Here is a 23,408-nt window from a genome sequence, read left to right as displayed (position 1 = left end):
AAGGGCGGCCTCAGGCGGCGTCGCGTTCCACGGCCGACGGCTGCTGATCCTGCTCCGCCTTCGGCGCCGGGGCCACGTATTCGGCCACCCGCCCGCGCCCCTGCAGCTTGGCCTGGTACATCGCCGCATCGGCGCAGCGCATCAGGCTGTCGGCATCCATGGCGTCGTCCGGATACACGGCCACGCCCAGGCTTCCCGAGATGTGCAGGGTGAAGCCCTCGGTCACGAAAGGCCGGTTCAGCTCGCGCAAGATGTCCTCCGCTACCTTTCTCACGTCAGGCGTACCGCTTACCCGCGGCAGCAATACGACGAACTCGTCGCCGCCGAGCCGGGCCAGCGTGTCGGAGGCGCGCAGGATGCCGCGCAGGCGGGTCGCCACTTGCTGCAGCAACAGGTCGCCGATGGCATGGCCGTAGTTGTCGTTGACGGGCTTGAACTTGTCCAGGTCGAAGAAGACCAGGCCCAGCAGGCAGCTTTCGCGCTGGGCCGCGAGCAGCGCCTGGTGCAGGCGGTCGCCGAACAGCAGGCGGTTGGGCAGGCCGGTGAGCACGTCGTGGTGGGCCAGGTGGCGGATCTGCTCTTCCTGCAGCTTGCGCGCATCGATATCGGCGACGGTGCCGACGATGCGCAAAGGAGATCCGGCCGCATCGCGCTCGGCGACCTGGCCGCGCGCCAGGATCCAGCGCCAGTTGCCGTTGCGCAGGCGCGTGCGGTACTGGGCCGTGTAATCCGGGGTCGCACCAATCAGGTGAGCGTCGAGCGCCTGCAGTACGGTGGCGATGTCTTCCGGGTGCGCCATGTCGGCGAAGATGGCGCGGTCGAATTCCACCAGGCTGCGCTCCAGGTCGACGATGCCCTGGGCGCTGGGCGACAGGGTGACCAGGCGGTTGGCGAAACTATAGTCCCAGACCCCTTCCCCGGCAGCATTCAGCGCCAGTTTCCAGCGCGCCTCGGCGGCGGCCAGGGAGGCGACGGCGCGCCGCCGGTGGTCGCTTGCTGCCAGCGCCGCCCAGCCGGCCAGGGCCAGCAGCAGGGAGATGGCGACACCGGTGTAGACCAGCAACTCTCTCTGTTCTGCATAGCGGGCGTGGGCGTCATGCACGGACTGGCCGACGGTCACCAGCAAGCCATAATCGGAGAGAGCGCGCCAGCCGTAGTAGCGCTCAAGGCCGTCCATGCGGCTGATGCGGTGGAAATTGCCGCCGGGGCCGCTATCCGGCGAATATGGATACCCCGTCAGCAGCTTGCCGCTGTCACGCTGGGTCAAATCGCGCGTGGTGCGGGCGACCACGATACCGTCGGTGCGCACCAGCGCGATCGAAGCGGAATGGCCGAGGTCGATCGTGCTATAAAAGCGCGAAAAATACGCGGGTTCGATGCCGGCAACGATCACCCCTGCCAGTTTGCCCCGGGCGTCGAAAATGGGCCGCGAGAAATATACTGTCCATCGTCCCGACACCTTGCCTGTGATCGGCTTGCCGATGAACAGTCGATCGCTGCGCTCGCCGCGCAGGTGGCTGCCCACATGGTCGCGGTCGGCCAGGTCGACCTGGCCTGGCGCGCCGCGAACGCTGGAAAACACCAGCCGGCCGTCGGCATCGGTCACCCCGACCTCGATGCGCATCTGGCCCTGAAGGTTATGGTTGAGCTCGGCGACAATGGTAGCGAACTGCTCGGGATTGCGCAGCCAGCTCAGGCGCAGCTGGCTAAGCGACAAATCAATGGTAACGATGCTCGAGCGCACTTCCTCGGCAAAGGCGTGCGCCAGGTTTCGGACGTTGCGATTGCTTTCCTCATGCGCGAGCTCGCCGAGCTGCTTGCGCTCGTGCGCAACGAAGAGCCAGACCAGCGGCAGGACGACAGCCAGGAAGACGGCCAGCCGGCGCAGGACGTCAGGCCGGAAATAGGCGCTGGCATCGCTCAGGGGGCGTAGGGAAAGGAGGGGTCGCTGGGGCATTGGCCGGAAAAACCCGGCTTGCTGTGCGGGTTCAAAAGTAACGGAGAGTTAATACAAGAAATTCTACAGAGGTGCTGTATGCACCTCAAGAAATAAACAACATATGTTGTTTGTAGGCATTATCCTACTGGGATATGAAATTTTATTTCATAATTGCATTGTTGGTGAAATATTCTTTCATTTTATACACTCGGCAATTGTCCGCCGCGTTCGCCCGGTTCCCGCATAATCAGGCTACCTACAAGGAAACCACATGGAACTGCAATTCCTGGGCACTTCGTCCGGCACGCCCAGCCGCGCGCGCAACGTCTCGGGCCTGGCGCTGCACGCACCCGGGTCAAAGCACTGGTACCTGGTCGACTGCGGCGAAGGCACGCAGCACCGCATCCTGCGCACCAATTATTCGCCGATGAGCCTGCGGGCGATTTTTATCACCCACATCCACGGCGACCATTGCTATGGCCTGCCGGGCCTGCTCGCCAGCGCCGGCTTGCTCAACCGCAGCGAGCCGCTGTTGATCGCGGGTCCGCCCGCCGTGGAGCGCTTCGTGCGCGGAGTGATGGAGAGCACGGAATTGCGCCTGCCTTACCAGGTCGACTTCGCCCACGTCGAGGCGGGCTGGGGCATCTCGAGCCTGCCGGACTTCCGGGTCGAGGCGGCCGAACTCTCGCACCGCGTGCCCTCCTTCGCGTTTACCTTTCTGGAAAAGAGCATCGAACGGCGTCTCGACATCGAAAAACTCGAACGCGACGGTATCGCGTCCGGACCCGGCTGGGGCCAGTTGCAGCGCGGCGAAGATATCGAACTGCCCGACTGCCGCGTCGCGCGCAGTGCCGACTATCTGCTGCCGGGCCGGCGTCCGCGCAAGCTGATCGTGGCCGGCGACAACGATACCCCGTCGCTGCTGGCGGACCAGGCGCGCGACGCCCATGTGCTGGTCCATGAAGCGACCTATACCGAAGATGTGCTGCAAAAAGTCGGTCCGGGGCCGCAGCACAGCTCGGCACATGCGACGGCCACGTTCGCGCAAGCAGCCGGCATCCCGAACCTGGTGCTGACTCACTTCAGTCCGCGCTACCAGCCGGCCGGCAACGGCAGCCCGTCGATGGCCGACCTCGAGGCCGAGGCGCATGCGGCCTACCGGGGCAACTTGTTCATGGCGAGCGACCTGCAGCGTTATACGCTCGACCGCCACGGCGTGCTGAGTACCGTGCCTTTGCCGAACGCTTCCTGAACATGCCGCTAAAGCCGTAGGGTGGACGGCTTGCCCGTCCACGCGGTGATCGTTCGCAGCAAGATCATTCGGCACGAGAGCGGAGCTTCTACCTTTCACCGCGTGGACGGGGAACCCGTCCACCCTACTGAGCCAACTACAGCGTGGATTCAAGCCAGCGCTTGCGCGCCCGCGCGTGCAACCTGCGCATCCTCGCCCGGCTTGACGCCCGACACCCCCACCGCACCCACCACGTGACCGTCGACGATGACGGGCACGCCCCCCTCCAGCGTCGCGACCATCGGCGCACTCAGGAAGGCCGTGCGGCCGTTGTTGATCATTTCCTCGTACAGCCGCGATTCGCGCCGTCCCACGGCCGAGGTGCGCGCCTTGCCGGTGGCCGTCTCGGAACTGATCGGTGCGCAGCCGTCCAGGCGCAGCAGGCCCAGCAGATGGCCGCCGTCGTCGACGACCGCGATCGCCACCGGCCACTTGTTTTTTTCCGCCTCGGCGCGCGCCGCATCGAGCATGCGCGTCGTTTCGGCGATGGTCAGAACAGATTTCGTTTGCATGCGTTTTCCTCGTGATTATTGTGGCTGCGCCGCACCGCCGCCGGTCGGTCCGGATCCCGGAGCGCGCGGGAAGAAGCGTGCGCGCAGCGAACCCAGCAGCGACCAGCCGAGCCCGGCGACGGCCAGCGTCATGATGGTGCCGACCAGCCCGTTGCTCCAGAACACCCCCAGCCCGCCACGCGAGGCCAGCATGCTCTGGCGGAAGGCGTCTTCGGCCCGGTCGCCCAACACCAGGGCCAGCACCAGCGGCGCCAGCGGGTAGTCCAGTTTCTTGAACACGTAGCCGATGATGCCGAAGGCCAGCATCAGCCAGATGTCGAACTGCGCGTTGTGCACCGTGAAGGCGCCGATCGCGCACACCACCAGGATCGCCGGGGCGACGATGGAGAAGGGAATGCGCAGGATGGCGGCGAACAGCGGCACCGTCGCCAGCACGATGATCAGGCCGGAGATATTGCCGAGGTACATGCTGGCAATCAGTCCCCACACGAAATCCTTCTGCTCGACGAAGAGCAGCGGCCCCGGCTGCAGGCCCCAGATCATCAGACCACCCAGCAGCACCGCGGCGGTGGCCGAGCCCGGGATGCCGAGCGCCAGCATCGGCAGCAAGGCGCTGGTGCCGGCCGCGTGGGCCGCCGTTTCCGGCGCCAGCACGCCGGCGACATTGCCCTTGCCGAAGCTGTCCTGGTCGCGCGCAAATTTCTTCGCCACGCCATAGCCCATGAAGGAGGCGGCAGTGGCGCCGCCCGGGGTGATCCCCATCCAGCAGCCGATGGCCGACGAACGCAGCAAGGTGGCGAAGTGGCGCGGGATCGTGGCCCAGGTCTTGAACACCACCTTGAGGTCGATCTTGCCGTTCTTGCCGCGGAAGGCCAGGCCCTCCTCGATCGTGATCAGGATTTCGCTGATGCCGAACAGGCCGATCACCGCGACCAGGAAATCGAAGCCGCGCAGCAGCGGCGCCGCGCCGAAGGTCATGCGCAGCTGGCCGGAAATCGTATCGAGGCCCACCGCCGCCAGCACGAAGCCGATGCACATGGCGATGACGATCTTCGCTTTCGACTCCTTGCCCATGCCGATGAAGCTGGCAAAGGTGAGGAAATACACCGCGAAGAATTCGGGCGGGCCGAAGCGCAGCGCGAACTTGGCCACCAGCGGCGCCAGGAAGGTGATCATCAGCACGCCGACCAGGGCGCCGATGAAGGAGCCGGTGAAGGCGCTGGTCAGCGCTTCTCCCGCCCTGCCCTGCTGCGCCATCGGGTAGCCGTCGAAGGTGGTGGCCACCGACCAGGCCTCGCCCGGAATGTTGAACAGGATCGAGGTGATGGCGCCGCCGAACAGCGCGCCCCAGTAGATGCAGGACAGCAGGATGATCGCCGAGGTCGGGTTCATCGTGAAGGTCAGCGGCAGCAGGATCGCCACCCCGTTCGGGCCACCGAGGCCGGGCAGCACCCCGACCACGATCCCGAGCAGGATGCCGACGATCATCAGCCCGCCGTTGTGCCAGGACAGGACGGTCGAAAAGCCCTGGAGCAGCGCATTGAAGTCATCCATGTGAAGCTCCGATCAGTAACCGAACATCTGTTCGAGCGGCCCCTTGGGAAGCGGTACCGTGAACATGATTTCAAAAATCCAGAACAGGACCAGGCTGACGCCGATCCCCGTGATCGCCGACCGGAGCGGCCCGAATTTGCCGACCAGCCACATGAAGATGCCGATGAACAGGCTTGAAGCCACGTAGATGCCGATCAGCTGCAGCGCCGCGATGTAGACGACCAGCGGCAGCAGCACGGTGGCCACCAGCCTGAGCTGGTTACGTTCGAGGAAGGCCGAGCGGTCGTTCTTGCGCAGCGCCTGGACGATCACCACGATGCTGGCCAGGAAAATGGCGATGCCCATGCGCATGGGGAAGTAGCCGGCCTGCGGGCCATCCTCGGCCCAGCCGGCGCCGATCTGGTAGTTGCTGACGATGGCCAGCAGCGCGAAGGCGGCGACCACGATGCCGACCACGAGTTCCGCGGTCCGTTTGGTGATGACGGTGGGCGAGGACGGCACGCCGCCCTGCCCGTCTTCCCCGCCGATGCTGTCCTGGGTATTCATGGCCTGCGCCTCATGGTGCCATGAAACCGGCCGCCTTCATGATCTGGCGGTGGTTCTGTTCGTCTTTACCCAGGTAGTTGCGCAGCTCGTCGCCCACCATCACGGTCGACTTCAGGGCGTTCTTGGTCACGTACTCTTTCCAGTCCGGCGTGGCCACCACTTTCTGCAGCAATTCCGTGTAGTACTTGGTCACTTCCGGCTGCACCTTGCCTGGCAACATGAAGACACGCAGCATCTGGTACTGCACGTCGAGGCCCTTTTCCTTGCAGGTCGGCACGTCGGCCCAGCTCTGGGTGTCGGTGACCTTTTCGGTGTAGCTGCTGCGCTTGTCGGCGAACAGGCACAGTGCGCGATGCTGGCCGGCGCGCCATTGCGCGATCGATTCGGATGGATTGTTCGGGTTCGAATCGATGTGCTTGCCCGAGAGCTGGGTGGCCGCCTCGCCGCCGCCCTTGTACGGGATATAGATGAACTTCACGCCCGCCGCCTTTTCGACCATCGCGGTAATGATCTGGTCTTCGCGCTTTGAGCTGGTGCCGCCCATCTTGAACTTGCCCGGTTCCTTCTTCACGGCGGCCAGGTAATCCTGCGGCGTCTTGAAGGGCGAGTCGCTGTTGACCCACAGGATGAATTCGTCCTGCGCCACCATCGCCACCGGCGTCAGGTCGCGCCAGTTGAAGGGCAGCCCGGTGGCCAGCGGCACCGTGTACAGGCCGGACGAGGACACGACCAGGCGGTGCGCGTCGCCCGGCGTGCCCTTGATGTCGAGCAGGCCTTCGGCGCCGCTGGCGCCGGCCTTGTTCTGCACCACGATCGGCTGGTTCATCAGCTTGTGCTTGGCGATGATGCCCTGGATGGCGCGCGCCATGTTGTCGGTGGCGCCGCCGGCGCTGAAGGGCACGACGAATTCGACCGATTTGGTCGGGGCCCAGTCGGCCGCGGCGGCGTGGCCCATGCCGAGGGCGAGGCCGGCGATCGCGAGAGCATGCGTAAGCTTGAGTTTGTTCATCAACTGTCTCCTGTCGGGCCGCAGCCCTTGTTTTTGGTGTTCTACGAGGGTTGCGTCGCCTGGACGCTCAGGCCGCCTGTTGCAGGGCCGCGTCCGGCAGGGATGCCTGCAGCGAGCGCATCGCCGCAGCCACTCCGCCGGCCTGGTGCGGGACGCCGGCCAGCGCCAGGCCCATCTCCACGCCGGCCAGCGTGCCCATCAGCGTCAGGTCGTTGAAGTCGCCCAGGTGGCCGATGCGGAATACCCAACCGCTCAGCTTGCTCAAGCCCTGGCCGAGCGACATGTTGAAATTCGTCAGGATCACCTTGCGCAGGGCGTCGGCGTTGTAGCGTTCGCCGTTGGCGCCCAGGGGCATGACCACCGCCGTCAGGGCGCCGCTGTACTCGGCCGGGTTCTGGCACAGGATCTCCAGGCCCCAGGCGCGCACGCAGGCGCGGGTCGCCTCGGCATGGCGCTGGTGGCGCGCGAACACGTTCTGCATGCCTTCTTCCAGCAGCATGTCGCAGGCTTCGGACAGGCCATACAGCAGGTTGGTCGCCGGGGTGTAGGGCCAGAAGCCGTTCTTGTTGGCTTCGATGATCTCTTCCCAGGCCCAGAAGGCGCGCGGGAGTTTTGCAGTGCGCGAGGCGGCCAGCGCCTTTTGCGACACCGCGTTGAAGGACAAGCCCGGCGGCAGCATCAGGCCCTTCTGCGAGCCGGCAACGGTGACGTCGACGCCCCATTCGTCGTGGCGGTAGTCGAGCGAGCCGAGCGAGGAAATCGTGTCGACCAGCAGCAGCGCCGGATGGCCGGCCTTGTCGATGGCGCGGCGCACCGCGGCGATATCCGAGGTGACGCCGGTCGAGGTCTCGTTGTGGACCACGCACACGGCCTTGATCTGGTGATCGGCGTCTTCCCGCAGGCGCGCTTCGATGCGATCAGCGTCGGCGCCGCGGCGCCAGTCGTCGCCGATGAATTCGGGCCTCAAGCTGAGCCGCTCGGCCAGCTTCTTCCACAGGGTGGCGAAGTGGCCGGTCTCGTACATCAGCACCGTGTCGCCGGGCGACAGGGTATTCACCAGCGCCGCCTCCCAGGCTCCGGTGCCGGAGGCCGGATAAATCACGACGGGCTGCGTGGTCTGGAAGACCTGGCCGATCTGGCCGAGGATTTTCTTGCCGAGCTGCTGGAACTCGGGACCGCGGTGGTCGATGGTGGGATAGTCCATGGCCCGCAGGATGCGGTCGGGGACGTTGGTCGGGCCGGGGATCTGCAGAAAATGCCGTCCGGACGGGTGAGAATTCAGCTTCAACATTGCAACTCCTAGATGGGGGCCAACGTATTCAGAGAGATTCGAGCGACGAGCAACTTTGCATACAATATACGTAAACGCGGCAGTGTCAAGAAAATATCGTGTTGCGCCGCAATGCAGAAACAAGGCACTCTCCCTCTACACATGCCGTATGCATGGGCGCAAAAGCCTTCCGGCATCATCTTAAAAGAATGCTTTGCTCTGAAAAAAATCGTATACAATATATTTTATGATTCACGAACCAATACTCACCACACCATCCCGCCCGGCCGTCATCGACCGTCAGGGCCTGGCTTCCGCCGTCACCGTGCGCCTGCGCGACATGATCATCGAAGGCCTGCTCGCGCCCGGCACCCGGCTCAATGAGCGGGTGCTGTGCGAACAACTGATGGTCTCGCGCACGCCGCTGCGCGAAGCCTTCAAGGTCCTGGCCGGCGAAGGCCTGATCGAGCTGCTGCCCAACCGCGGTGCCCAGGTGGCCGAAATGTCGGTGGCCGACATCGAGCAGACCTTCGAGGTGCTGGGCGCGCTCGAGGCGCTGTCCGGCCAGCTGGCCTGCGAACGCATCACTGACGCCGAGGTCACCGAGATCCGCGCCCTGCATTACGAGATGCAGGCGGCGCATGCGCGGCGCGACCTGGCGACCTACTACAAGATCAACCACGAAATCCATGACCGCATCAACGCCAGCGCCCGCAACGCGGTGCTGACGACCACCTACCTGCACATGAACGCGCGCATCCAGAACCTGCGCTTCCGCTCCAACTTCAACCAGGACAAGTGGGATGCGGCGATGAAGGAACACGGTGTCATGCTCGATGCGCTCGAGCGGCGCGACGGGCCTGCCCTGCGCGCCGTGCTCGAACGCCACCTTCTCTCCAAGCGCGACACGGTCGTGGCCGACCTGCGCGCATCGAAAGCCAGCCAGGAGCCCTAGCCCCATGAACGCACCCGCCGCCGCACCGATCAAGCTGAGCGAACAACTCGCTTCCCGAATGAATGGGCAAGGACTGGCAAGGCGGCTGGTGGCCGGAACGGGAGGTGAAGTCCTGTTCGACGCCGGCTCGCGCGGGCGCTACTCGACCGACGCCTCGATCTACCAGGTGGAGCCGATCGGGGTCTTCGTGCCGCGCACCGAGCGTGACGTGGAAATAGCCATTGAGATTGCCCGCGAGATGGGCGTGCCCATCCTGCCGCGCGGCGGCGGCACCAGCCAGTGCGGCCAGACCGTGGGCGAAGCGCTGGTCATCGACTACAGCAAATACCTGAACCAGGTTGTCGAATTCGATGCGGCAGCGATGACGGTGACGGTGCAGCCGGGGATCGTGCTCGACCACCTGAACGCCTGGCTGAAACCCCATGGGGTCTGGTTCCCGGTCGACGTCAGCACCGCGGCCCAGTGCACCATCGGCGGCATGGCCGGCAACAACTCCTGCGGCTCGCGCTCCCTCGCCTACGGCAACATGGTGCACAACGTGGTCGCGATCGACGCCATCCTGTCGGACGGCACCGAGGCCAGGTTCCAGGACGAGCGCCTAATGGAAGATGCGCCGCCGCGCGTGCGCGAACTGATGTCCGGCCTGCGCGCGATCGCCGTGCGCGAGCAGGATGAAATCGCGCGCATGGTGCCGAAGGTGATGCGCCGCGTCGGCGGCTACAACATCGACATCTGGCACCCGCAGAGCGAACGGCCGTATACCGAGGACGGCAGCGTCAACCTGGCGCACCTGCTGGTCGGCAGCGAAGGCACGCTGGCGGTCACCAAACGCGTCGTATTGAAAGTGCTGCCGCTGCCGAAGCATAAAACCCTCGGCGTGGTGAACTTCCCGACCTTCCACCAGGCGATGGACATGACGCGCCACATCGTCAAGCTGGGGCCCGTGGCGGTGGAGCTGGTCGACCGCACCATGATCGAGCTGGCGCGCGACAATCCCGCCTTCCGCCCGGTGATCGAGAAGGCCCTGATCGGCGCGCCCGATGCGATCCTGCTGGTGGAATTCGCCGGCGAATCGCTCGACGAGCAGAAGGCCGGCCTGGCCCGGCTGGTGGCCCTGATGGCGGAACTCGGCCTGCCCGGCAGCGTGGTCGAGATGGTCGACGCCAATGCCCAGAAGGCCCTGTGGGAAGTGCGCAAGGCGGGCCTGAACATCATGATGAGCATGCGCGGCGACGGCAAGCCCGTTTCCTTCATCGAAGACTGCGCCGTGCCGCTCGAGCACCTGGCCGAGTACACCAGCGCCCTGACCGAGGTCTTCGCGCGCTACGGCACGCGCGGCACCTGGTACGCCCACGCCTCGGTCGGCACCCTGCACGTGCGGCCGATCCTCGACCTGCGCCGCGACGGCGCCGAGAAGATGCGGGCGATTGCCGAGGAAGCGGGCGCGCTGGTGCGCAAGTACAAGGGCGCCTTCTCCGGCGAGCACGGCGACGGCCTGGTGCGCAGCGAATGGGTGGCCTGGCAGTTCGGCCCGCGCCTGCTGCGCGCCTTCGAGGAAATCAAGGGCCTGTTCGATCCGGCCGGGCTGATGAACCCCGGGAAGATCGTGCGCAGCACGCGCATGGACGATAAATCCCTGTTCCGCTACAAGCCGGGCTACCAGCCAGCCAATCTGCGGCCTGCGCTGGACTGGTCGGCCTGGGACGTGCAAGTCGATCCGGTGACGGAGCAGAGCACGGCGCCCGGCCTTGGCGGCGATCCGGCCGGCGGCTTCGCCAAGGCCGTCGACATGTGCAACAACAATGGCCACTGCCGCAAGTTCGACGCCGGCACCATGTGCCCGAGCTACCGCGTCACCAAGGACGAGCAGCACCTGACGCGCGGCCGCGCCAACACCCTGAGACTGGCCCTGTCCGGCCAGCTCGGCGAAGACGGTTTTACCTCCGAGACGATGCGCGAGACGCTCGACCTGTGCGTCAGCTGCAAGGGCTGCAAGCGCGACTGCCCGACCGGCGTCGACATGGCGCGCATGAAGACCGAATTCCTGTACCACTACCAGAAGAAGCACGGCCTGTCGCGCAAGGACAAGCTGATCGCCAACCTGCCGCGCTGGGCGCCGTGGGCGGCGCGCCTGCCCTGGCTGGCCAACCTGCGCGATACGGTGCCGGGGGCAGCACGGTTGTCGGAGAAGCTGCTCGGGCTGTCGGCGCGGCGCTCGCTGCCGGGCTGGCGCCTGGACACCTTCCTGGCTGGCGTGAAAGCGCCGTCGCTGGCGCCGGAACAGGCCGACGTCGTGCTGTTCGCCGACACCTTCAATAATTACTTCGAGAGCGAGAACGCGGCGGCCGCGCTGCAGGTATTGCAGGCTGCGGGCTACAAGGTGCATGTGGCTCGTGCTGCTTCGCTCGATGCCGAGCCGGCACGGCCGCTGTGCTGCGGACGCACCTACCTCGCCAGCGGCCTGGTCGACGAAGCCAAGGCGGAGGCGCGCCGCGTGGTGGAGGCGCTGCGTCCCTATGTGGCGCGCGGCCTGCCGGTGGTCGGGCTGGAGCCGTCCTGCCTCTTGACCTTGCGCGATGAATTCCTCGTCATGGGCCTGGGCCGCGACGCCGAGCTTCTGGGCGCGCAGGCCTTGCTGTTCGAGGAATTCCTGGCGCGCGAACACGCCGCCGGCAAACTGAAACTGACCTTGAAAGCTTTGCCGGAAGCGCGCGCGCTGCTGCACGGGCACTGCCACCAAAAGGCTTTTGACGCGGTACGGCCGGTGCAGACGGTGCTGGGCCTGGTCCCCGGTCTCAAGGTGGAACTGATCGAATCGAGCTGCTGCGGCATGGCGGGCAGCTTCGGCTACGAAGCAAAGCACTACGAGGTATCGATGCAGATGGCCGAACTGTCGCTGCTGCCGGCGGTGCGCGCCGCCGGTGCGGACACGGTGCTGGTGGCCGACGGCACCAGCTGCCGCCACCAGATCGCCGACGGCGCCCAGCGCGAAGCCGTGCACGTGGCGCGCGTGCTGGCACGCGCGCTGTCGTAGGGTGGGCACTCCGTGCCCACGCGGTGATACGTGACGGCGAGATCATCGTGCACGAGAACGAAGCCGTTGCGTATCACCGCGTGGGCGGAAGATCCGCCCACCCTACCTGAAAGGATGTCATGAGCGAGCAGAATGGCAAGGTACACCTGACCATATCGGATGGCGTGGCAGCCATCCTGATCGACCGCCCGCAGGCGCGCAATGCGATGACCTGGGCGATGTACGAAGAACTGGGCGCGATCTGCACCCGCATCGCGGCCGACCCGACAGTCCGCGTCGCCACCATCCGCGGCGCCGGCGGCGAAGCCTTCGTCGCCGGCACCGACATCGAGCAGTTCAGCACCTTCAAAGGTGGTGACGACGGCATCGCCTACGAACAGGCCATCGACGAGCGCGTGGGCCAGATTGAAAGCCTGCCCATGCCGACCATCGCCATCGTCGAAGGCTGGGCCATCGGCGGCGGCCTGGCCATCAGCGCCGCCTGCGATTTCAGGATCGCCACGCCCAACGCCAGCTTCGGGGTGCCGATCGCGCGCACGCTCGGCAACTGCCTGTCGATGAAGAACACGGCGCGGGTCGTCGCCGCGGTCGGCGTGCCGACGGCGAAACGCCTGCTGCTGCTGGCCGAGACCATCAGCGCGCCTGAAGCGCTGGCCTGCGGCTTCGTGACCAGGGTAGCCGAGCCAGGTACGCTGGACGAAGAAGTGGCGAGTATGTGCAAGCGGCTCGCCAATCACGCGCCGGTGACGATGCGGGTCTCGAAGGAAGCCATCCGGCGCATGGTGAACGCGGGCCTGCCGGACGGCGAAGACCTGATCCGCGCCGCCTACGGCAGTCTTGACTTCAAAATCGGCGTCAACGCCTTCCTCGACAAACAACGACCACAGTGGACCGGAGCATGACGATAAAACCAAAACACACCGGCCCGCTGGCCGGCATGCGCGTCCTCGAACTGGCGCAGATCATGGCCGGTCCCACCTGCGGCATGATGCTGGCCGACATGGGCGCCGACGTCATCAAGGTCGAGAAGCTGCCGGGCGGCGACGATGCGCGCGCCTACCGCGAGCCGCGCGTGAACGGCGTCTCGGCGCCCTTTATGATCCTGAACCGGAACAAGCGCGGTATCGCCCTCAACCTGAAGCACGCGCAAGGGCGCGACATCCTGCTGCGCATGGTGAAGGAAGCCGACGTCCTCACCGAAAACTACCGCCGCGGCACCCTCGAAAAACTGGGACTCGGCTACGACGTTTTAAGCAAGGTGAACCCGGGCCTGATCTACTGCGCCGTCTCCGGCTACGGCCGCGACGGCCCGGACGCCGACAAGCCGGGCTTCGACCTGATCGCGCAGGGCTTCTCCGGCCTGATGTCGATTACGGGTGAGCCGGGCGGCCCGCCGGTCAAGACCGGCAACTCGATCGCCGATACCAACGCCGGCATCCTCGCCATGGCCGGCATCACCGCCGCCTACGTCCATAAACTCAAGACCGGCGAAGGGCAAGTCGTCGACACCTCGCTGATCGAAGCGGCCCTGCAGCAGACCTACTGGCAGGCCGCCATCTATTTCGCGACCGGAGAGTCCGCCGGTCCGACCGGGTCGGCTCACCTGCTGACCGCGCCCTACCAGGCCTTCCAGGCCAGCGACGGCTGGATCAACATCGGCGGCGCCAACCAGGGCAACTGGGAGCGCATTGCGGTAGCGCTGGGACGGCCCGAATGGTGCGAGGATCGACGCTTCAGGACGAACACGGACCGCATGGAGAACCGCGAGACGCTGGTCTCGATGATGAGCGAGATCGTGGCGACCCGGACCAAGGCCGAATGGATCGCGATCCTGGATCAGGCGGGCGTGCCGGTGGGACCGGTGCACACGATGGCGGAAGCGCTCACGCACCCCCAAACGCTGGCGCGCGGGATGGTGCTGGAGCTGGAACATCCGCAGGCGGGAACCACGAAGGCGCTCGGCTGCCCGATTCACTTTTCGAAGACGGCGACGCGGGTCGACCGGCCGGCGCCAATGCTGGGCGAGCATTCGCGCGAGCTGCTCCGCGAGTATGGGTACAGCGATGGCGAGATCGATGGGTTTGTCGAGGCGGGCGTGGTGGAGGAAGCAAAAGCCTGATCAGGCCAGCTGCAGCGACTCGATCCTATCGCGCCCATTGCGCTTGGCCCGGTACATCAGCTCGTCGGCCGCCGCGATCAGGCGCCGCAGCGGCGGCTCGAAGCTGAACTGGGCGAGGTCGACGCTGGCGACGCCGAAGCTGGCCGTCGCTTTTAAACGCGTCGCGCCATCATTGGACACGACTTCGGTCGCGGCGAAGGTCACGCGCAGGCGCTCGGCCAGGCGCATCCCGCCCTCGAGATCGGTACCCGGCAGGACCACCAGGAACTCCTCTCCCCCATAGCGCACCACGCTGTCGACGCCGTCGCGGATCGCCGCCTGCAGGATGCGCGCAAAGCCGCGCAGGACCATGTCGCCATCGCCATGGCCGTGGGTGTCGTTGATGTGCTTGAAGTGGTCGATATCGCACAACACCACGCTCAGGCAGTTCGCTTCGGGCGCCCGGTCGATCCACTGCCCTCCCATCAAATGGTCGTGCAGGTAGCGGCGGTTGAAGCAGCCCGTCAGGTGGTCGCGCTCGGCCGCATGCTTGAGCACCGACCAGGAGCGGAATTCCTCGCGCGAGACGTGGTGGAAGCGGCGCGCGGCCAGGAAGCCGAAGGTATTCACCAGCACCAGCAGCATGCCCATCGTGAATTCGTCGGCCGGCGTAAACCGGCCATACCGGTTGGCCAGGAACACGAAGACGACCGTCGTGACCACGGCGATGATCGAGGCGTAGCGCAGGCGGTTCGGAATGTACAGGTAGACCACCACCAGCATGATCGCCAGCGACATCGCATGCCAGTGGAATTCGGCCGGGCGCAATACCGAGATGAGCATGAAGCAGGCCAGCGCCACGCTTTCCGACAGTGAAGCCGCGAGCCGCGTCGCGCGCACCGACAGGGGACGGCGATAAGCCAGCCAGGCGCAGGTGCCGGCCGTCAGTCCGACGAGGATGCGGGCGGCCAGCAAGGCCATGGCATCCGGCCCCCAGCCGAGCGCGGCCAGGTCGGTGGCGAAAAAGCCGAGGTAGAACACGGTGCAGAAGGTCAGCGTAAAGCCGAGCAGCGACCGGGTCTGTTCCTGCTTGTGCCGCAGGAAGGCGTGTTCGGTCGGCGCGCACACGAACTCGCCAGTCAGCGAATTGATTTCCATGAAGACTAACTCCAGTACCGCGCCTACTGATGAGAGTTCCATTGTGCCAGTAATTGGAACGGTAGGAAATCACTGATTGCGACTGGTGGTTACCGATCAGCTCGCCTGGACGGACAGATCAGGACTTCTCCTATCGACTTCATTAATAAAATCTTATTGTGCTATCGCCACCGGAAGCCTTAGGCTTGACCTGCTGTTGACAACTTCTTTCACGATGAGTCCCTACCCGATGGAGACCGACATGTCCGACAAAGAGAATACCCAGAGTGTCAGCGAAAGCGAAAATCCCGCGATGCCGGCGCCGACGCCGAAGGCCGGCCGGCCGCGGCGCAACAAGGACTGGTGGCCGAACCAGCTCGACCTGTCCGTGCTGCACACCCACTCCCACCTGTCCTGTCCGCTCGAAGAAGAGTTCGACTACGCCGAGCAATTCAAGAAGCTCGACGTCGAGGCGCTCAAGCGCGACCTGGTCGAGGTGATGACCACCTCCCAGGACTGGTGGCCGGCCGACTACGGCCACTACGGCCCGCTGTTCATCCGCATGAGCTGGCACGCCGCCGGCACCTATCGCATTGCCGACGGCCGCGGCGGCGGCGGCGAAGGCCAGCAGCGTTTCGCCCCGCTCAACAGCTGGCCCGACAATGCCAACCTCGACAAGGCGCGGCGCCTGCTCTGGCCCATCAAGAAGAAATACGGCCAGCAAATCTCCTGGGCCGACCTGGTGGTGCTGGCCGGTAACGTGGCGATGGAATCGATGGGCTTTAAAACCTTCGGCTTCGGTTTTGGCCGGCCCGACGTCTGGGAACCCGAGGACATCTTCTGGGGTCCGGAAGACACCTGGCTCGGCGACGAGCGCTACAGCGGCGACCGCCAGCTGGCCGGCCCGCTCGCCAACGTGCAAATGGGCCTGATCTACGTGAACCCCGAAGGCCCCGGCGGCAACCCGGACCCGCTGGCCGCCGCCCGCGACATCCGCGAAACCTTCGCCCGCATGGCCATGAACGACGAAGAAACCGTCGCCCTCATCGTCGGCGGCCACACCTTCGGCAAGACCCACGGCGCCGCGCCGGCGGTCGGCAATGTCGGCCCCGAACCCGAAGGCGCCGGCCTGGAGGACCAGGGCCTCGGCTGGAAGAACAAGTTCGGCACCGGCAAAGGCCCGCACGCGATCACCAGCGGCCTCGAGGGAGCATGGACCGCCAACCCCACCAAATGGGACAACGGCTTCCTGGAAAACCTGTTCAAGTACGAGTGGGAACTGACCACCAGCCCCGCCGGCGCCAAGCAATGGAAGCCGAAGAATCCCGAAGCGCAAAACACGGTGCCGGACGCGCACGACCCGGCCAAGCGGCACGCGCCGATGATGCTGACCACCGACCTATCGATGCGCCTCGACCCCATCTACGGACCGATCGCGAAACGTTTCTTCGAACACCCCGACCAGCTCGCGGACGCCTTCGCCAAAGCCTGGTTCAAGCTCTTGCACCGCGACATGGGCCCGCTGTCGCGTTACCTCGGCCCCTGGATTCCGGAGCCGCAGCTCTGGCAAGACCCGGTGCCGCCAGTCGAACATCCCCTGATCGACGAGCAGGACATCGCCGCACTCAAGCGCACGATCCTGAACGCGGGCCTGTCGACGCCCGACCTGGTCTCCACCGCGTGGGGCGCGGCGGCGAGCTTCCGCGGCACCGACAAGCGCGGCGGCGCCAACGGCGCCCGCATCCGGCTCGCGCCGCAAAAGGACTGGGAATCCAACGAACCGGACCGCCTGCAGAAAGTCCTGGCCAGCCTCGAGCAGATCCGCAGCGACTTCAACGGCGCAGCAACCGGCGGCAAGCAGGTCTCGCTGGCCGACCTCATCGTCCTGGCCGGCTGCGCGGCGGTCGAGGATGCGGCCGCCAAGGCAGGCGTCCAGATCACGGTCCCGTTCGCACCAGGCCGCACCGACGCCTCGCAGGAACAGACGGACGAAGCCATCTTCGACGTCCTCGAACCGCTGGGCGACGGCTTCCGCAACTACTTCCGCCCCGACGATCCGCTGACGCCCGAAACCCGCCTGCTCGACCGCGCCAACCTGCTGAAACTGACTGCGCCGCAAATGACGGTGCTGGTCGGCGGCATGCGCGCGCTCGGCGCCAATCACGGGCAGAGCAAGCATGGCGTATTCACCGAGCGTCCCGGCACGCTGAGCACGGACTTCTTCGTCAACCTGCTCGACAGCGGGGTTGCGTGGCGGCCGTCGGCGTCAGCTTCGGCCGGGCGTGTCTACGAAGGGACCGATCGGGCGACGGGAGCCGTGAAATGGACGGCCACGGCGGCCGACCTTGTCTTCGGCGCCCATTCGCAGCTGCGCGCGATTGCGGAGGTCTATGCAGCCGACGACGGCAAGGACAGGTTCGTGCGCGACTTCGTGGCGGCGTGGGACAAGATGATGATGCTGGATCGCTTTGATTTGCTGGCGAGGAGGAATCCGAGGCGGGCGTTGAAGCAAGCAGCTTGAATCGCCGGCGGTGCTGGTAACGAAAAAGGCTTACGCGGAAGGTGCGCGTAAGCCTTTTTAATATTGGTAGGCCTCCCCGGAGTCGAACCGGGCACCAACGGATTATGAGTCCGCTGCTCTAACCAGGCATGAGCTAGAGGCCCAGAAATCGGGACATTGGCTGGAAAAAAAATTCTCGCCACCTGCTTCAACGGCGCGGTACCGTAAAGCAGAGTGGCGAGAGGATATGGCTTTTGGTGTACAGCAGTCAAGCATTTGCTCAACTCAACCGCTGAACTCAGCAACAACAATCAGCTGCTACCTTCCAGGAAACTCTTCAGCTTGTCCGACCGCGACGGATGCCGCAGCTTGCGCAGCGCCTTCGCTTCGATCTGACGAATGCGCTCGCGGGTGACGTCGAACTGCTTGCCGACCTCTTCCAGCGTGTGGTCGGTCGACATCTCGATACCGAAGCGCATGCGCAGCACCTTGGCTTCGCGCGGGGTCAGCGAATCCAGCACATCCTTCACCACACCGCGCATCGAGGCATGCAGGGCCGCATCCGACGGCGCCAGCGTGTTGTTGTCCTCGATGAAGTCGCCCAGGTGCGAATCGTCGTCGTCGCCGATCGGCGTTTCCATCGAGATCGGCTCTTTCGCGATCTTCATGATCTTCCGGATTTTGTCTTCCGGCATTTCCATCTTGACCGCGAGGGTGGCCGGGTCCGGCTCGGCGCCCGTCTCTTGCAGGATCTGGCGCGAGATGCGGTTCATCTTGTTGATGGTTTCGATCATGTGCACCGGGATACGGATGGTGCGCGCCTGGTCGGCGATCGAACGGGTGATGGCCTGGCGGATCCACCACGTCGCATAGGTCGAGAACTTGTAGCCGCGGCGGTATTCGAACTTGTCCACCGCCTTCATCAGGCCGATATTGCCTTCCTGGATCAGGTCGAGGAATTGCAGGCCGCGGTTCGTGTACTTCTTGGCGATCGAGATCACGAGACGCAGGTTGGCCTCGGTCATCTCGCGCTTGGCCTTGCGCGCCTTCATTTCACCGGCCGCCATCTGGCGGTTGATGTTGCGCAGGTCCGGCAGCGGCAGCACGACGCGCGCTTGCAGGTCGATCAGGCGTTGCTGCAGTTCCTTGATCGTCGGGATATTGCGGCCGAGGATGGCACTGTAAGCGTGGCCGGCGTTGACTTCGCCGTCGACCCATTCCAGGTTCGTTTCGTTGCCCGGGAAGACCTTGATGAAGTGGGCGCGCGGCATGCCGCAGCGGTTCACGGCCACATCTAAAATCTGCTTTTCGATGTGGCGCACTTCGTCGACCTGGCCGCGCAGGGTGTCGCACAGCTTTTCGACGACCTTCGCCGTGAAGCGGATGCCCAGCAGTTCATTGGAGATGGCTTCCTGGGCCTTGACGTAGGCTTTGGAGTTGTAGCCGTCCTTCTCGAAGGCCTTGCGCATCTTGTCGAACTGCTGTTCGATCAGGCCGAATTTTTCGAGGGAAGCCGCTTTCAGCGCCTCGAGCTGTTCGGCCGAGTAGCCGGCGGCGCCAGGGGTGGCGGCGGCTTCTTCTTCCTCTTCCTCTTCTTCGTCCTCGGCTTCGTCGTCATCCTCTTCGTCGTCGGTGCTTGGGCCGACAGCCGACGGCGACGTTTCTTCGGCGCCCTCTTCCTCGACCAGGCCGTCGACGATCTCGTCGATCTTGATTTCGTCGGCTTCGATGCGGTTGGCGGCGGAGATGATTTCGGCGATCGTGACCGGGCAGGCCGAGATGGCCTGGATCATGTCGCGCAGGCCGTCTTCGATGCGCTTGGCGATTTCGATTTCGCCTTCGCGGGTCAGCAGCTCGACCGAGCCCATTTCGCGCATGTACATGCGGACCGGGTCGGTGGTGCGGCCGAAGTCGGAGTCGACGGTCGACAGCGCCGCCTCGGCAGCGGCCTCGGCTTCATCGTCGCTGGTGACGGTGGCAACATTGTCGGACAAGAGCAGCGTCTCGGCATCGGGCGCGTGTTCGTACACGGCAATGCCCATGTCGTTGAAGGTGCCGATGATGCCTTCGATCGCTTCCGGATCGACGATGTTGTCGGGCAGGTGGTCGTTGATTTCCGCGTAGGTCAGGAAACCACGTTCCTTGCCGTTCTTGATCAGCGTCTTGAGCTTCTGGCGGCGCAGCTCGATCTCTTCTTCGCTGGCTTCCGTGTCCGATGCAAACGCGTCTTTCAGCAGGGCTTTTTCTTTCGCCTTGCGGTCCTTGGCCTTGGCCTTGTCGACGGCTTTCATCTCGGCGCGTTCGACCGCGTTGAGTGCGGCGACTTCGTCGTTCTCGGGGGTGAATTCTTTCGGCTTGCGACCGCGGCGCCCCGGGACTTTCACGGATGGCAGCACGTAGCCCGACGTGTCGATGGCGGCCAATGCGGCCGCATCGGTGGTCTGGCTGACGACAGGCGCGGCGCCCGCTGTGCGAACTTCCGCCTTGTCTTGCGCATTGTCCGCCTTGGCGGACGCTCTGGTGGGTTTGGCAGCCACTTTGGGTTCGGGTTTCTTGGTTGGCACAGGCGCTTTCGATGTCACAACGACTAACTTTACGATGGTTAAAGATAAAGTTTTGTTACCTTACATCACGCTGCAAACAGCGTACAACACTGCTGCGCTAACTGAAACTCCACGCCCCTTTGGACACAATAATCGTTTCAAAGGTTGCAATAGTTAGCGTTTTATTATAGCACGCACCCCTCTTTTTCCAAGTTGCACAAATCCTAACAGCCGACTTCGCAACACACCCTCAGCGAGGTGACATCGCCGCAGCATCTTCCTGCTCCAGGACCTGCAGCTGTGCTGTAATTTCGCGATAGCGAGTGCTCACCTGATCTGGGGTCAGCCCCTTGGAAAACAACTGGTTGGTCTCCTGTTTTAGCGCATCTTTCTTGATTTGCCTCACAGCACTAGCCAGCCAGACACGGTCCGCCTCGGGGTCGGATTCCGGTTCCGAGGCGATCTCGGCGATGATGCGGTCGTAGCCATCGCCGCCCTCTTTCAGCTGTTCCGACAGGGCCGCGAAGGTGCCGTACTCGCCCAGGGCCTGGGCGGTGCCGACCAGGTAGCGCAAGGCGTCGCTCGATTCCTGGCCGAAATGGTCAAAGGCTTGCAATGCCGATTCGTCCAGGCCCAGCGACAACGCCGGATGGGCTACCAGGATGCGCACGATCTGCAGTTCCAGGCCGACCGGTTCCGGGCGGCCCTGGCGCGGCGGCGCCTGCTTCACGACCGATACCGGCTTCGAGAGTTCGAACAGGCCTTCGATCTCGGCCGGCGTCGATTCCGTCAGGCTGGCCAGGCCGCGCACGATCTGCAGGCGCAGCGCGGAGGGCGTCATGGCCTGCAGCAGCGGCTTGGCATCGTATTGGGTGGCGGCGCGCCCTTCCGGCGTCGACAGATCGTGGTCGCCCGTCACTTCGCGCAGCAGGAATTGCGACAGCGGCATCGCGTCGTTGATTTCCTGCGCAAAAGCGTCGGCACCGTATTCGCGCACGAAGCTGTCCGGGTCGTGCTTTTCTGGCAGGAACAGGAACTGGATGGTCTTGTTGTCCGATACCTGCGGCAAGCAGGCTTCCAGCGCGCGCCGTGCGGCGCGGCGGCCGGCTTTATCTCCGTCGAAACTGAAGATGACGTTGTCGGTCTGACGCAGCAGCTTTTGCACGTGGGTGCTGGTGCAGGCCGTGCCGAGCGTGGCCACGGCTTGCGGGAAGCCGAGCTGGGCCAGCGCGACGACGTCCATGTAGCCTTCGGTGACGAGCACGTAGCCGGCGTCGCGGATCGCTTGTCTCGCTTCGAACAGGCCGTAGAGTTCGAGGCCCTTCTGGAACAGCGGCGTTTCCGGCGAGTTCAGGTATTTCGGTTCGCCCTGGTCGAGCACACGGCCGCCGAAGCCGATCACCTGTCCCTTGGTATTGCGGATCGGGAACATGATGCGCTCGCGGAAGCGGTCGTAGCGTTTCTTGTTGCCGCCGTCCTCGTCCACCTTGTCGATCACGAGACCGGACTCGACCAGCGCCAGGGCCTCGTAGTCGGGGAAGACGCTGCGCAGGTTGTCCCAGCCGGAAGGGGCATAGCCCATGCCGAAGCGGGCGGCGATCTCCCCGGTGAGGCCGCGGTTCTTCAAGTAGGTGATGGCATTGGTGGCGCCGCGCAGCTGGGCCTTGTAATAGTCGCAGGCCTGGCTGAGGGCATCCGTCATCGCCAGCGATTGCGCCTGCTGGGCGGCGCGCTGCAGTGGCGGAATCTTGTCGTCGTTATCGGGGACGACCATGCCCACGTTCTGGGCCAGGTCCTTGACGGCGTCGACGAAGCCCATGCCCGAGTATTCGATCAGGAAGCCGATCGAGGTGCCATGGGCGCCGCAACCGAAGCAGTGATAGAACTGCTTGGTCGGGCTGACGGTGAAGCTGGGAGACTTTTCGCTGTGGAAAGGACAGAGGCCCATGTAATTGGCCCCACCCTTTTTCAGCTGGACGTAGCGCCCGACGACGTCGACGATGTCGACGCGGTTGAGCAAATCGGTAATGAATGATTGCGGGATCACGTGGCTTACACAGTGTTTGTCTAAGGTCAGACTATACCGCAGGGCTCGCTGCAAATTGATTTGCAACAAGCCCGGGGCCGTCCGGCCCTATTGTGCTGATGTTTGTGTTGCTTCAGGCGCCGGTCAGGGCTTTCTTGACCAGGGTCGAGACGACGGTCATGTCGGCGCGGCCAGCCAGTTTCGGCTTGACGATGGCCATGACTTTACCCATGTCCTGCGGACCGGCGGCACCGGATGCGGTCACGGCGGCAGCGACTTCGGCGGCGATTTCCTCATCCGACAGGCCGGCCGGCATGTAGGCGACCAGCACCTCGAGCTCGGCCTTTTCGATGTCGGCCAGGTCCTGGCGGTTGCCCGCTTCGAACTGGGTGATCGAGTCCTTGCGCTGCTTGATCATCTTTTCGACGATGGCGACGGTTTGCTGGTCGTTCAGTTCGATCTGCTCGTCAACTTCCTTGCGCTTGATCTCGGCGAGGATCAGGCGGATGGTCGCCAGCTTGCCGGCTTCCTTGGCGCGCATCGCCGCTTTCATGTCGTTGGTGATTTGTTCTTTCAAGCTCATGGTTTCTCCGAGGCTATGGGGGAAAACAACAAAACCCGCCGGGGTGACAACCAGGGCGGGTTCGCAGGACTTCTCGCAGCTGCCGGGACGAGCGTACCGCTACGTCACCGGATCAAGCGGCCGGGCAGTCTTAGTACAGTTTCTTAGGCAGTTGCTGGCTGCGGATGCGCTTGTAGTGGCGCTTCACGGCAGCGGCCAGCTTGCGCTTGCGCTCTGCAGTTGGCTTCTCGTAGAACTCGCGTGCGCGCAGTTCGGTCAGCAGGCCGGTTTTTTCGATGGTGCGCTTGAAGCGACGCATGGCGACTTCGAACGGCTCGTTTTCTTTAAGGCGGATAGTGGTCATGTAAAAATGAAACCGTTGGATTTAGAAAGAACGAAAGTCTAGCAGGTTTTGGCGGACAGTGGAAGAGA

Annotated in this window: 17 protein-coding genes and 1 tRNA gene; 6 read left to right on the top strand and 12 right to left on the bottom strand. The window is 64.5% G+C overall.

The genetic code is table 11. The features are described from left to right. Nucleotides 1-10 precede the first annotated feature (10 nt). Complete coding sequence (locus C2862_RS17020) at nucleotides 11-1,957, bottom strand: diguanylate cyclase domain-containing protein (protein WP_136221323.1); 1,947 nt, start codon at nucleotides 1,955-1,957, stop codon at nucleotides 11-13. Nucleotides 1,958-2,210: 253 nt separating this feature from the next. Here C2862_RS17020 and C2862_RS17015 point away from each other — a divergent pair, with 253 nt between their 5' ends. After that, entirely contained in the window at nucleotides 2,211-3,191 is a 981-nt protein-coding gene (locus C2862_RS17015) for an MBL fold metallo-hydrolase (protein WP_136221322.1), read from the top strand. Between the two features lie 149 nt (nucleotides 3,192-3,340). On the opposite strand, the gene C2862_RS17010 is transcribed toward C2862_RS17015, so the two are convergent. The 5 genes from C2862_RS17010 to C2862_RS16990 all read right to left on the bottom strand — a co-directional run bounded on the left by C2862_RS17010 (nucleotide 3,341) and on the right by C2862_RS16990 (nucleotide 8,142). Further along, nucleotides 3,341-3,742, bottom strand: coding sequence for a heme-binding protein (locus C2862_RS17010; protein WP_136221321.1), 402 nt, complete (start codon nucleotides 3,740-3,742; stop codon nucleotides 3,341-3,343). Nucleotides 3,743-3,757: 15 nt separating this feature from the next. Further along, nucleotides 3,758-5,296 (bottom strand): tripartite tricarboxylate transporter permease, encoded by a 1,539-nt coding sequence (locus C2862_RS17005; protein WP_136221320.1) that lies wholly within the window; start codon nucleotides 5,294-5,296, stop codon nucleotides 3,758-3,760. A 12-nt stretch (nucleotides 5,297-5,308) separates the two neighbouring features. After that, nucleotides 5,309-5,842: a tripartite tricarboxylate transporter TctB family protein gene (locus C2862_RS17000; RefSeq protein WP_136221319.1), complete on the bottom strand. Its 534-nt coding sequence runs from the start codon at nucleotides 5,840-5,842 to the stop codon at nucleotides 5,309-5,311. Between the two features lie 10 nt (nucleotides 5,843-5,852). Then, the gene (locus tag C2862_RS16995) at nucleotides 5,853-6,851 is read right to left on the bottom strand and encodes a tripartite tricarboxylate transporter substrate binding protein (protein ID WP_136221318.1); all 999 of its coding nucleotides are present in this window, start codon (nucleotides 6,849-6,851) and stop codon (nucleotides 5,853-5,855) included. A gap of 67 nt (nucleotides 6,852-6,918) precedes the next feature. After that, nucleotides 6,919-8,142: an alanine--glyoxylate aminotransferase family protein gene (locus tag C2862_RS16990; protein ID WP_136221317.1), complete on the bottom strand. Its 1,224-nt coding sequence runs from the start codon at nucleotides 8,140-8,142 to the stop codon at nucleotides 6,919-6,921. Between the two features lie 226 nt (nucleotides 8,143-8,368). On the opposite strand from C2862_RS16990, the gene C2862_RS16985 reads away from it, so the two are divergent. The 4 genes from C2862_RS16985 (at nucleotide 8,369) to C2862_RS16970 (ending at nucleotide 14,229) form a co-directional block, all read left to right on the top strand. Further along, nucleotides 8,369-9,076, top strand: coding sequence for a GntR family transcriptional regulator (locus C2862_RS16985; protein ID WP_136221316.1), 708 nt, complete (start codon nucleotides 8,369-8,371; stop codon nucleotides 9,074-9,076). Nucleotides 9,077-9,080: 4 nt separating this feature from the next. After that, a complete protein-coding gene (locus tag C2862_RS16980) occupies nucleotides 9,081-12,110 on the top strand; it encodes an FAD-binding and (Fe-S)-binding domain-containing protein (protein WP_168710095.1) in 3,030 nt (1,009 codons plus the stop codon). A gap of 119 nt (nucleotides 12,111-12,229) precedes the next feature. After that, nucleotides 12,230-13,012: an enoyl-CoA hydratase/isomerase family protein gene (locus C2862_RS16975; RefSeq protein ID WP_136221315.1), complete on the top strand. Its 783-nt coding sequence runs from the start codon at nucleotides 12,230-12,232 to the stop codon at nucleotides 13,010-13,012. Beyond that, nucleotides 13,009-14,229 carry a CaiB/BaiF CoA-transferase family protein gene (locus C2862_RS16970; RefSeq protein ID WP_168710094.1) on the top strand — a complete coding sequence of 407 codons (1,221 nt, stop codon included), beginning with the start codon at nucleotides 13,009-13,011 and terminating at the stop codon, nucleotides 14,227-14,229. Before C2862_RS16975 ends, C2862_RS16970 begins: the two co-directional genes overlap by 4 nt. Here the strand turns inward: C2862_RS16970 and C2862_RS16965 are convergent, their stop codons facing one another. Next, the gene (locus tag C2862_RS16965) at nucleotides 14,230-15,366 is read right to left on the bottom strand and encodes a diguanylate cyclase (RefSeq protein ID WP_136221314.1); all 1,137 of its coding nucleotides are present in this window, start codon (nucleotides 15,364-15,366) and stop codon (nucleotides 14,230-14,232) included. It abuts the gene before it with no gap. A 292-nt stretch (nucleotides 15,367-15,658) separates the two neighbouring features. Here C2862_RS16965 and katG point away from each other — a divergent pair, with 292 nt between their 5' ends. Beyond that, nucleotides 15,659-17,866, top strand: a complete 2,208-nt coding sequence (gene katG / locus C2862_RS16960) for a catalase/peroxidase HPI (RefSeq protein ID WP_229467483.1) — start codon at nucleotides 15,659-15,661, stop codon at nucleotides 17,864-17,866. Between the two features lie 64 nt (nucleotides 17,867-17,930). Here the strand turns inward: katG and C2862_RS16955 are convergent. The 5 genes from C2862_RS16955 to rpsU form a co-directional block, all read right to left on the bottom strand. Then, nucleotides 17,931-18,009 (bottom strand) — tRNA-Ile (locus C2862_RS16955). A gap of 147 nt (nucleotides 18,010-18,156) precedes the next feature. Continuing rightward, the gene (gene rpoD, locus C2862_RS16950; RefSeq protein WP_229467478.1) at nucleotides 18,157-20,382 is read right to left on the bottom strand and encodes an RNA polymerase sigma factor RpoD; all 2,226 of its coding nucleotides are present in this window, start codon (nucleotides 20,380-20,382) and stop codon (nucleotides 18,157-18,159) included. A gap of 256 nt (nucleotides 20,383-20,638) precedes the next feature. Further along, the gene (gene dnaG, locus C2862_RS16945; protein WP_136221311.1) at nucleotides 20,639-22,435 is read right to left on the bottom strand and encodes a DNA primase; all 1,797 of its coding nucleotides are present in this window, start codon (nucleotides 22,433-22,435) and stop codon (nucleotides 20,639-20,641) included. A 112-nt stretch (nucleotides 22,436-22,547) separates the two neighbouring features. Beyond that, entirely contained in the window at nucleotides 22,548-22,997 is a 450-nt protein-coding gene (locus C2862_RS16940) for a GatB/YqeY domain-containing protein (protein WP_136221310.1), read from the bottom strand. Between the two features lie 130 nt (nucleotides 22,998-23,127). Next, nucleotides 23,128-23,340: a 30S ribosomal protein S21 gene (gene rpsU / locus C2862_RS16935; protein WP_005665410.1), complete on the bottom strand. Its 213-nt coding sequence runs from the start codon at nucleotides 23,338-23,340 to the stop codon at nucleotides 23,128-23,130. Nucleotides 23,341-23,408 lie beyond the last annotated feature (68 nt).

Origin of the sequence: Massilia sp. Mn16-1_5, from assembly GCF_004798585.1 — a bacterium.
Taxonomy (GTDB): Bacteria; Pseudomonadota; Gammaproteobacteria; order Burkholderiales; family Burkholderiaceae_D; genus Telluria.
Note: the sequence above shows the minus strand (reverse complement) of the source record. Positions and strands in the feature narration are given on the sequence as shown.

Bases quoted from the DNA above. Each gene is read 5' to 3' on its own strand.
- C2862_RS16995 (WP_136221318.1), bottom strand. From the start codon at position 6,851: ATGAACAAACTCAAGCTTACGCATGCTCTCGCGATCGCCGGCCTCGCC.
- C2862_RS17000 (WP_136221319.1), bottom strand. From the start codon at position 5,842: ATGAATACCCAGGACAGCATCGGCGGGGAAGACGGGCAGGGCGGCGTG.
- C2862_RS17005 (WP_136221320.1), bottom strand. From the start codon at position 5,296: ATGGATGACTTCAATGCGCTGCTCCAGGGCTTTTCGACCGTCCTGTCC.
- rpsU (WP_005665410.1), bottom strand. From the start codon at position 23,340: ATGACCACTATCCGCCTTAAAGAAAACGAGCCGTTCGAAGTCGCCATG.
- C2862_RS17010 (WP_136221321.1), bottom strand. From the start codon at position 3,742: ATGCAAACGAAATCTGTTCTGACCATCGCCGAAACGACGCGCATGCTC.
- C2862_RS17020 (WP_136221323.1), bottom strand. From the start codon at position 1,957: ATGCCCCAGCGACCCCTCCTTTCCCTACGCCCCCTGAGCGATGCCAGC.
- katG (WP_229467483.1), top strand. From the start codon at position 15,659: ATGCCGGCGCCGACGCCGAAGGCCGGCCGGCCGCGGCGCAACAAGGAC.
- C2862_RS16965 (WP_136221314.1), bottom strand. From the start codon at position 15,366: ATGGAAATCAATTCGCTGACTGGCGAGTTCGTGTGCGCGCCGACCGAA.
- C2862_RS16940 (WP_136221310.1), bottom strand. From the start codon at position 22,997: ATGAGCTTGAAAGAACAAATCACCAACGACATGAAAGCGGCGATGCGC.
- C2862_RS16970 (WP_168710094.1), top strand. From the start codon at position 13,009: ATGACGATAAAACCAAAACACACCGGCCCGCTGGCCGGCATGCGCGTC.
- C2862_RS16990 (WP_136221317.1), bottom strand. From the start codon at position 8,142: ATGTTGAAGCTGAATTCTCACCCGTCCGGACGGCATTTTCTGCAGATC.
- C2862_RS16985 (WP_136221316.1), top strand. From the start codon at position 8,369: ATGATTCACGAACCAATACTCACCACACCATCCCGCCCGGCCGTCATC.
- C2862_RS16975 (WP_136221315.1), top strand. From the start codon at position 12,230: ATGAGCGAGCAGAATGGCAAGGTACACCTGACCATATCGGATGGCGTG.
- C2862_RS16980 (WP_168710095.1), top strand. From the start codon at position 9,081: ATGAACGCACCCGCCGCCGCACCGATCAAGCTGAGCGAACAACTCGCT.
- C2862_RS17015 (WP_136221322.1), top strand. From the start codon at position 2,211: ATGGAACTGCAATTCCTGGGCACTTCGTCCGGCACGCCCAGCCGCGCG.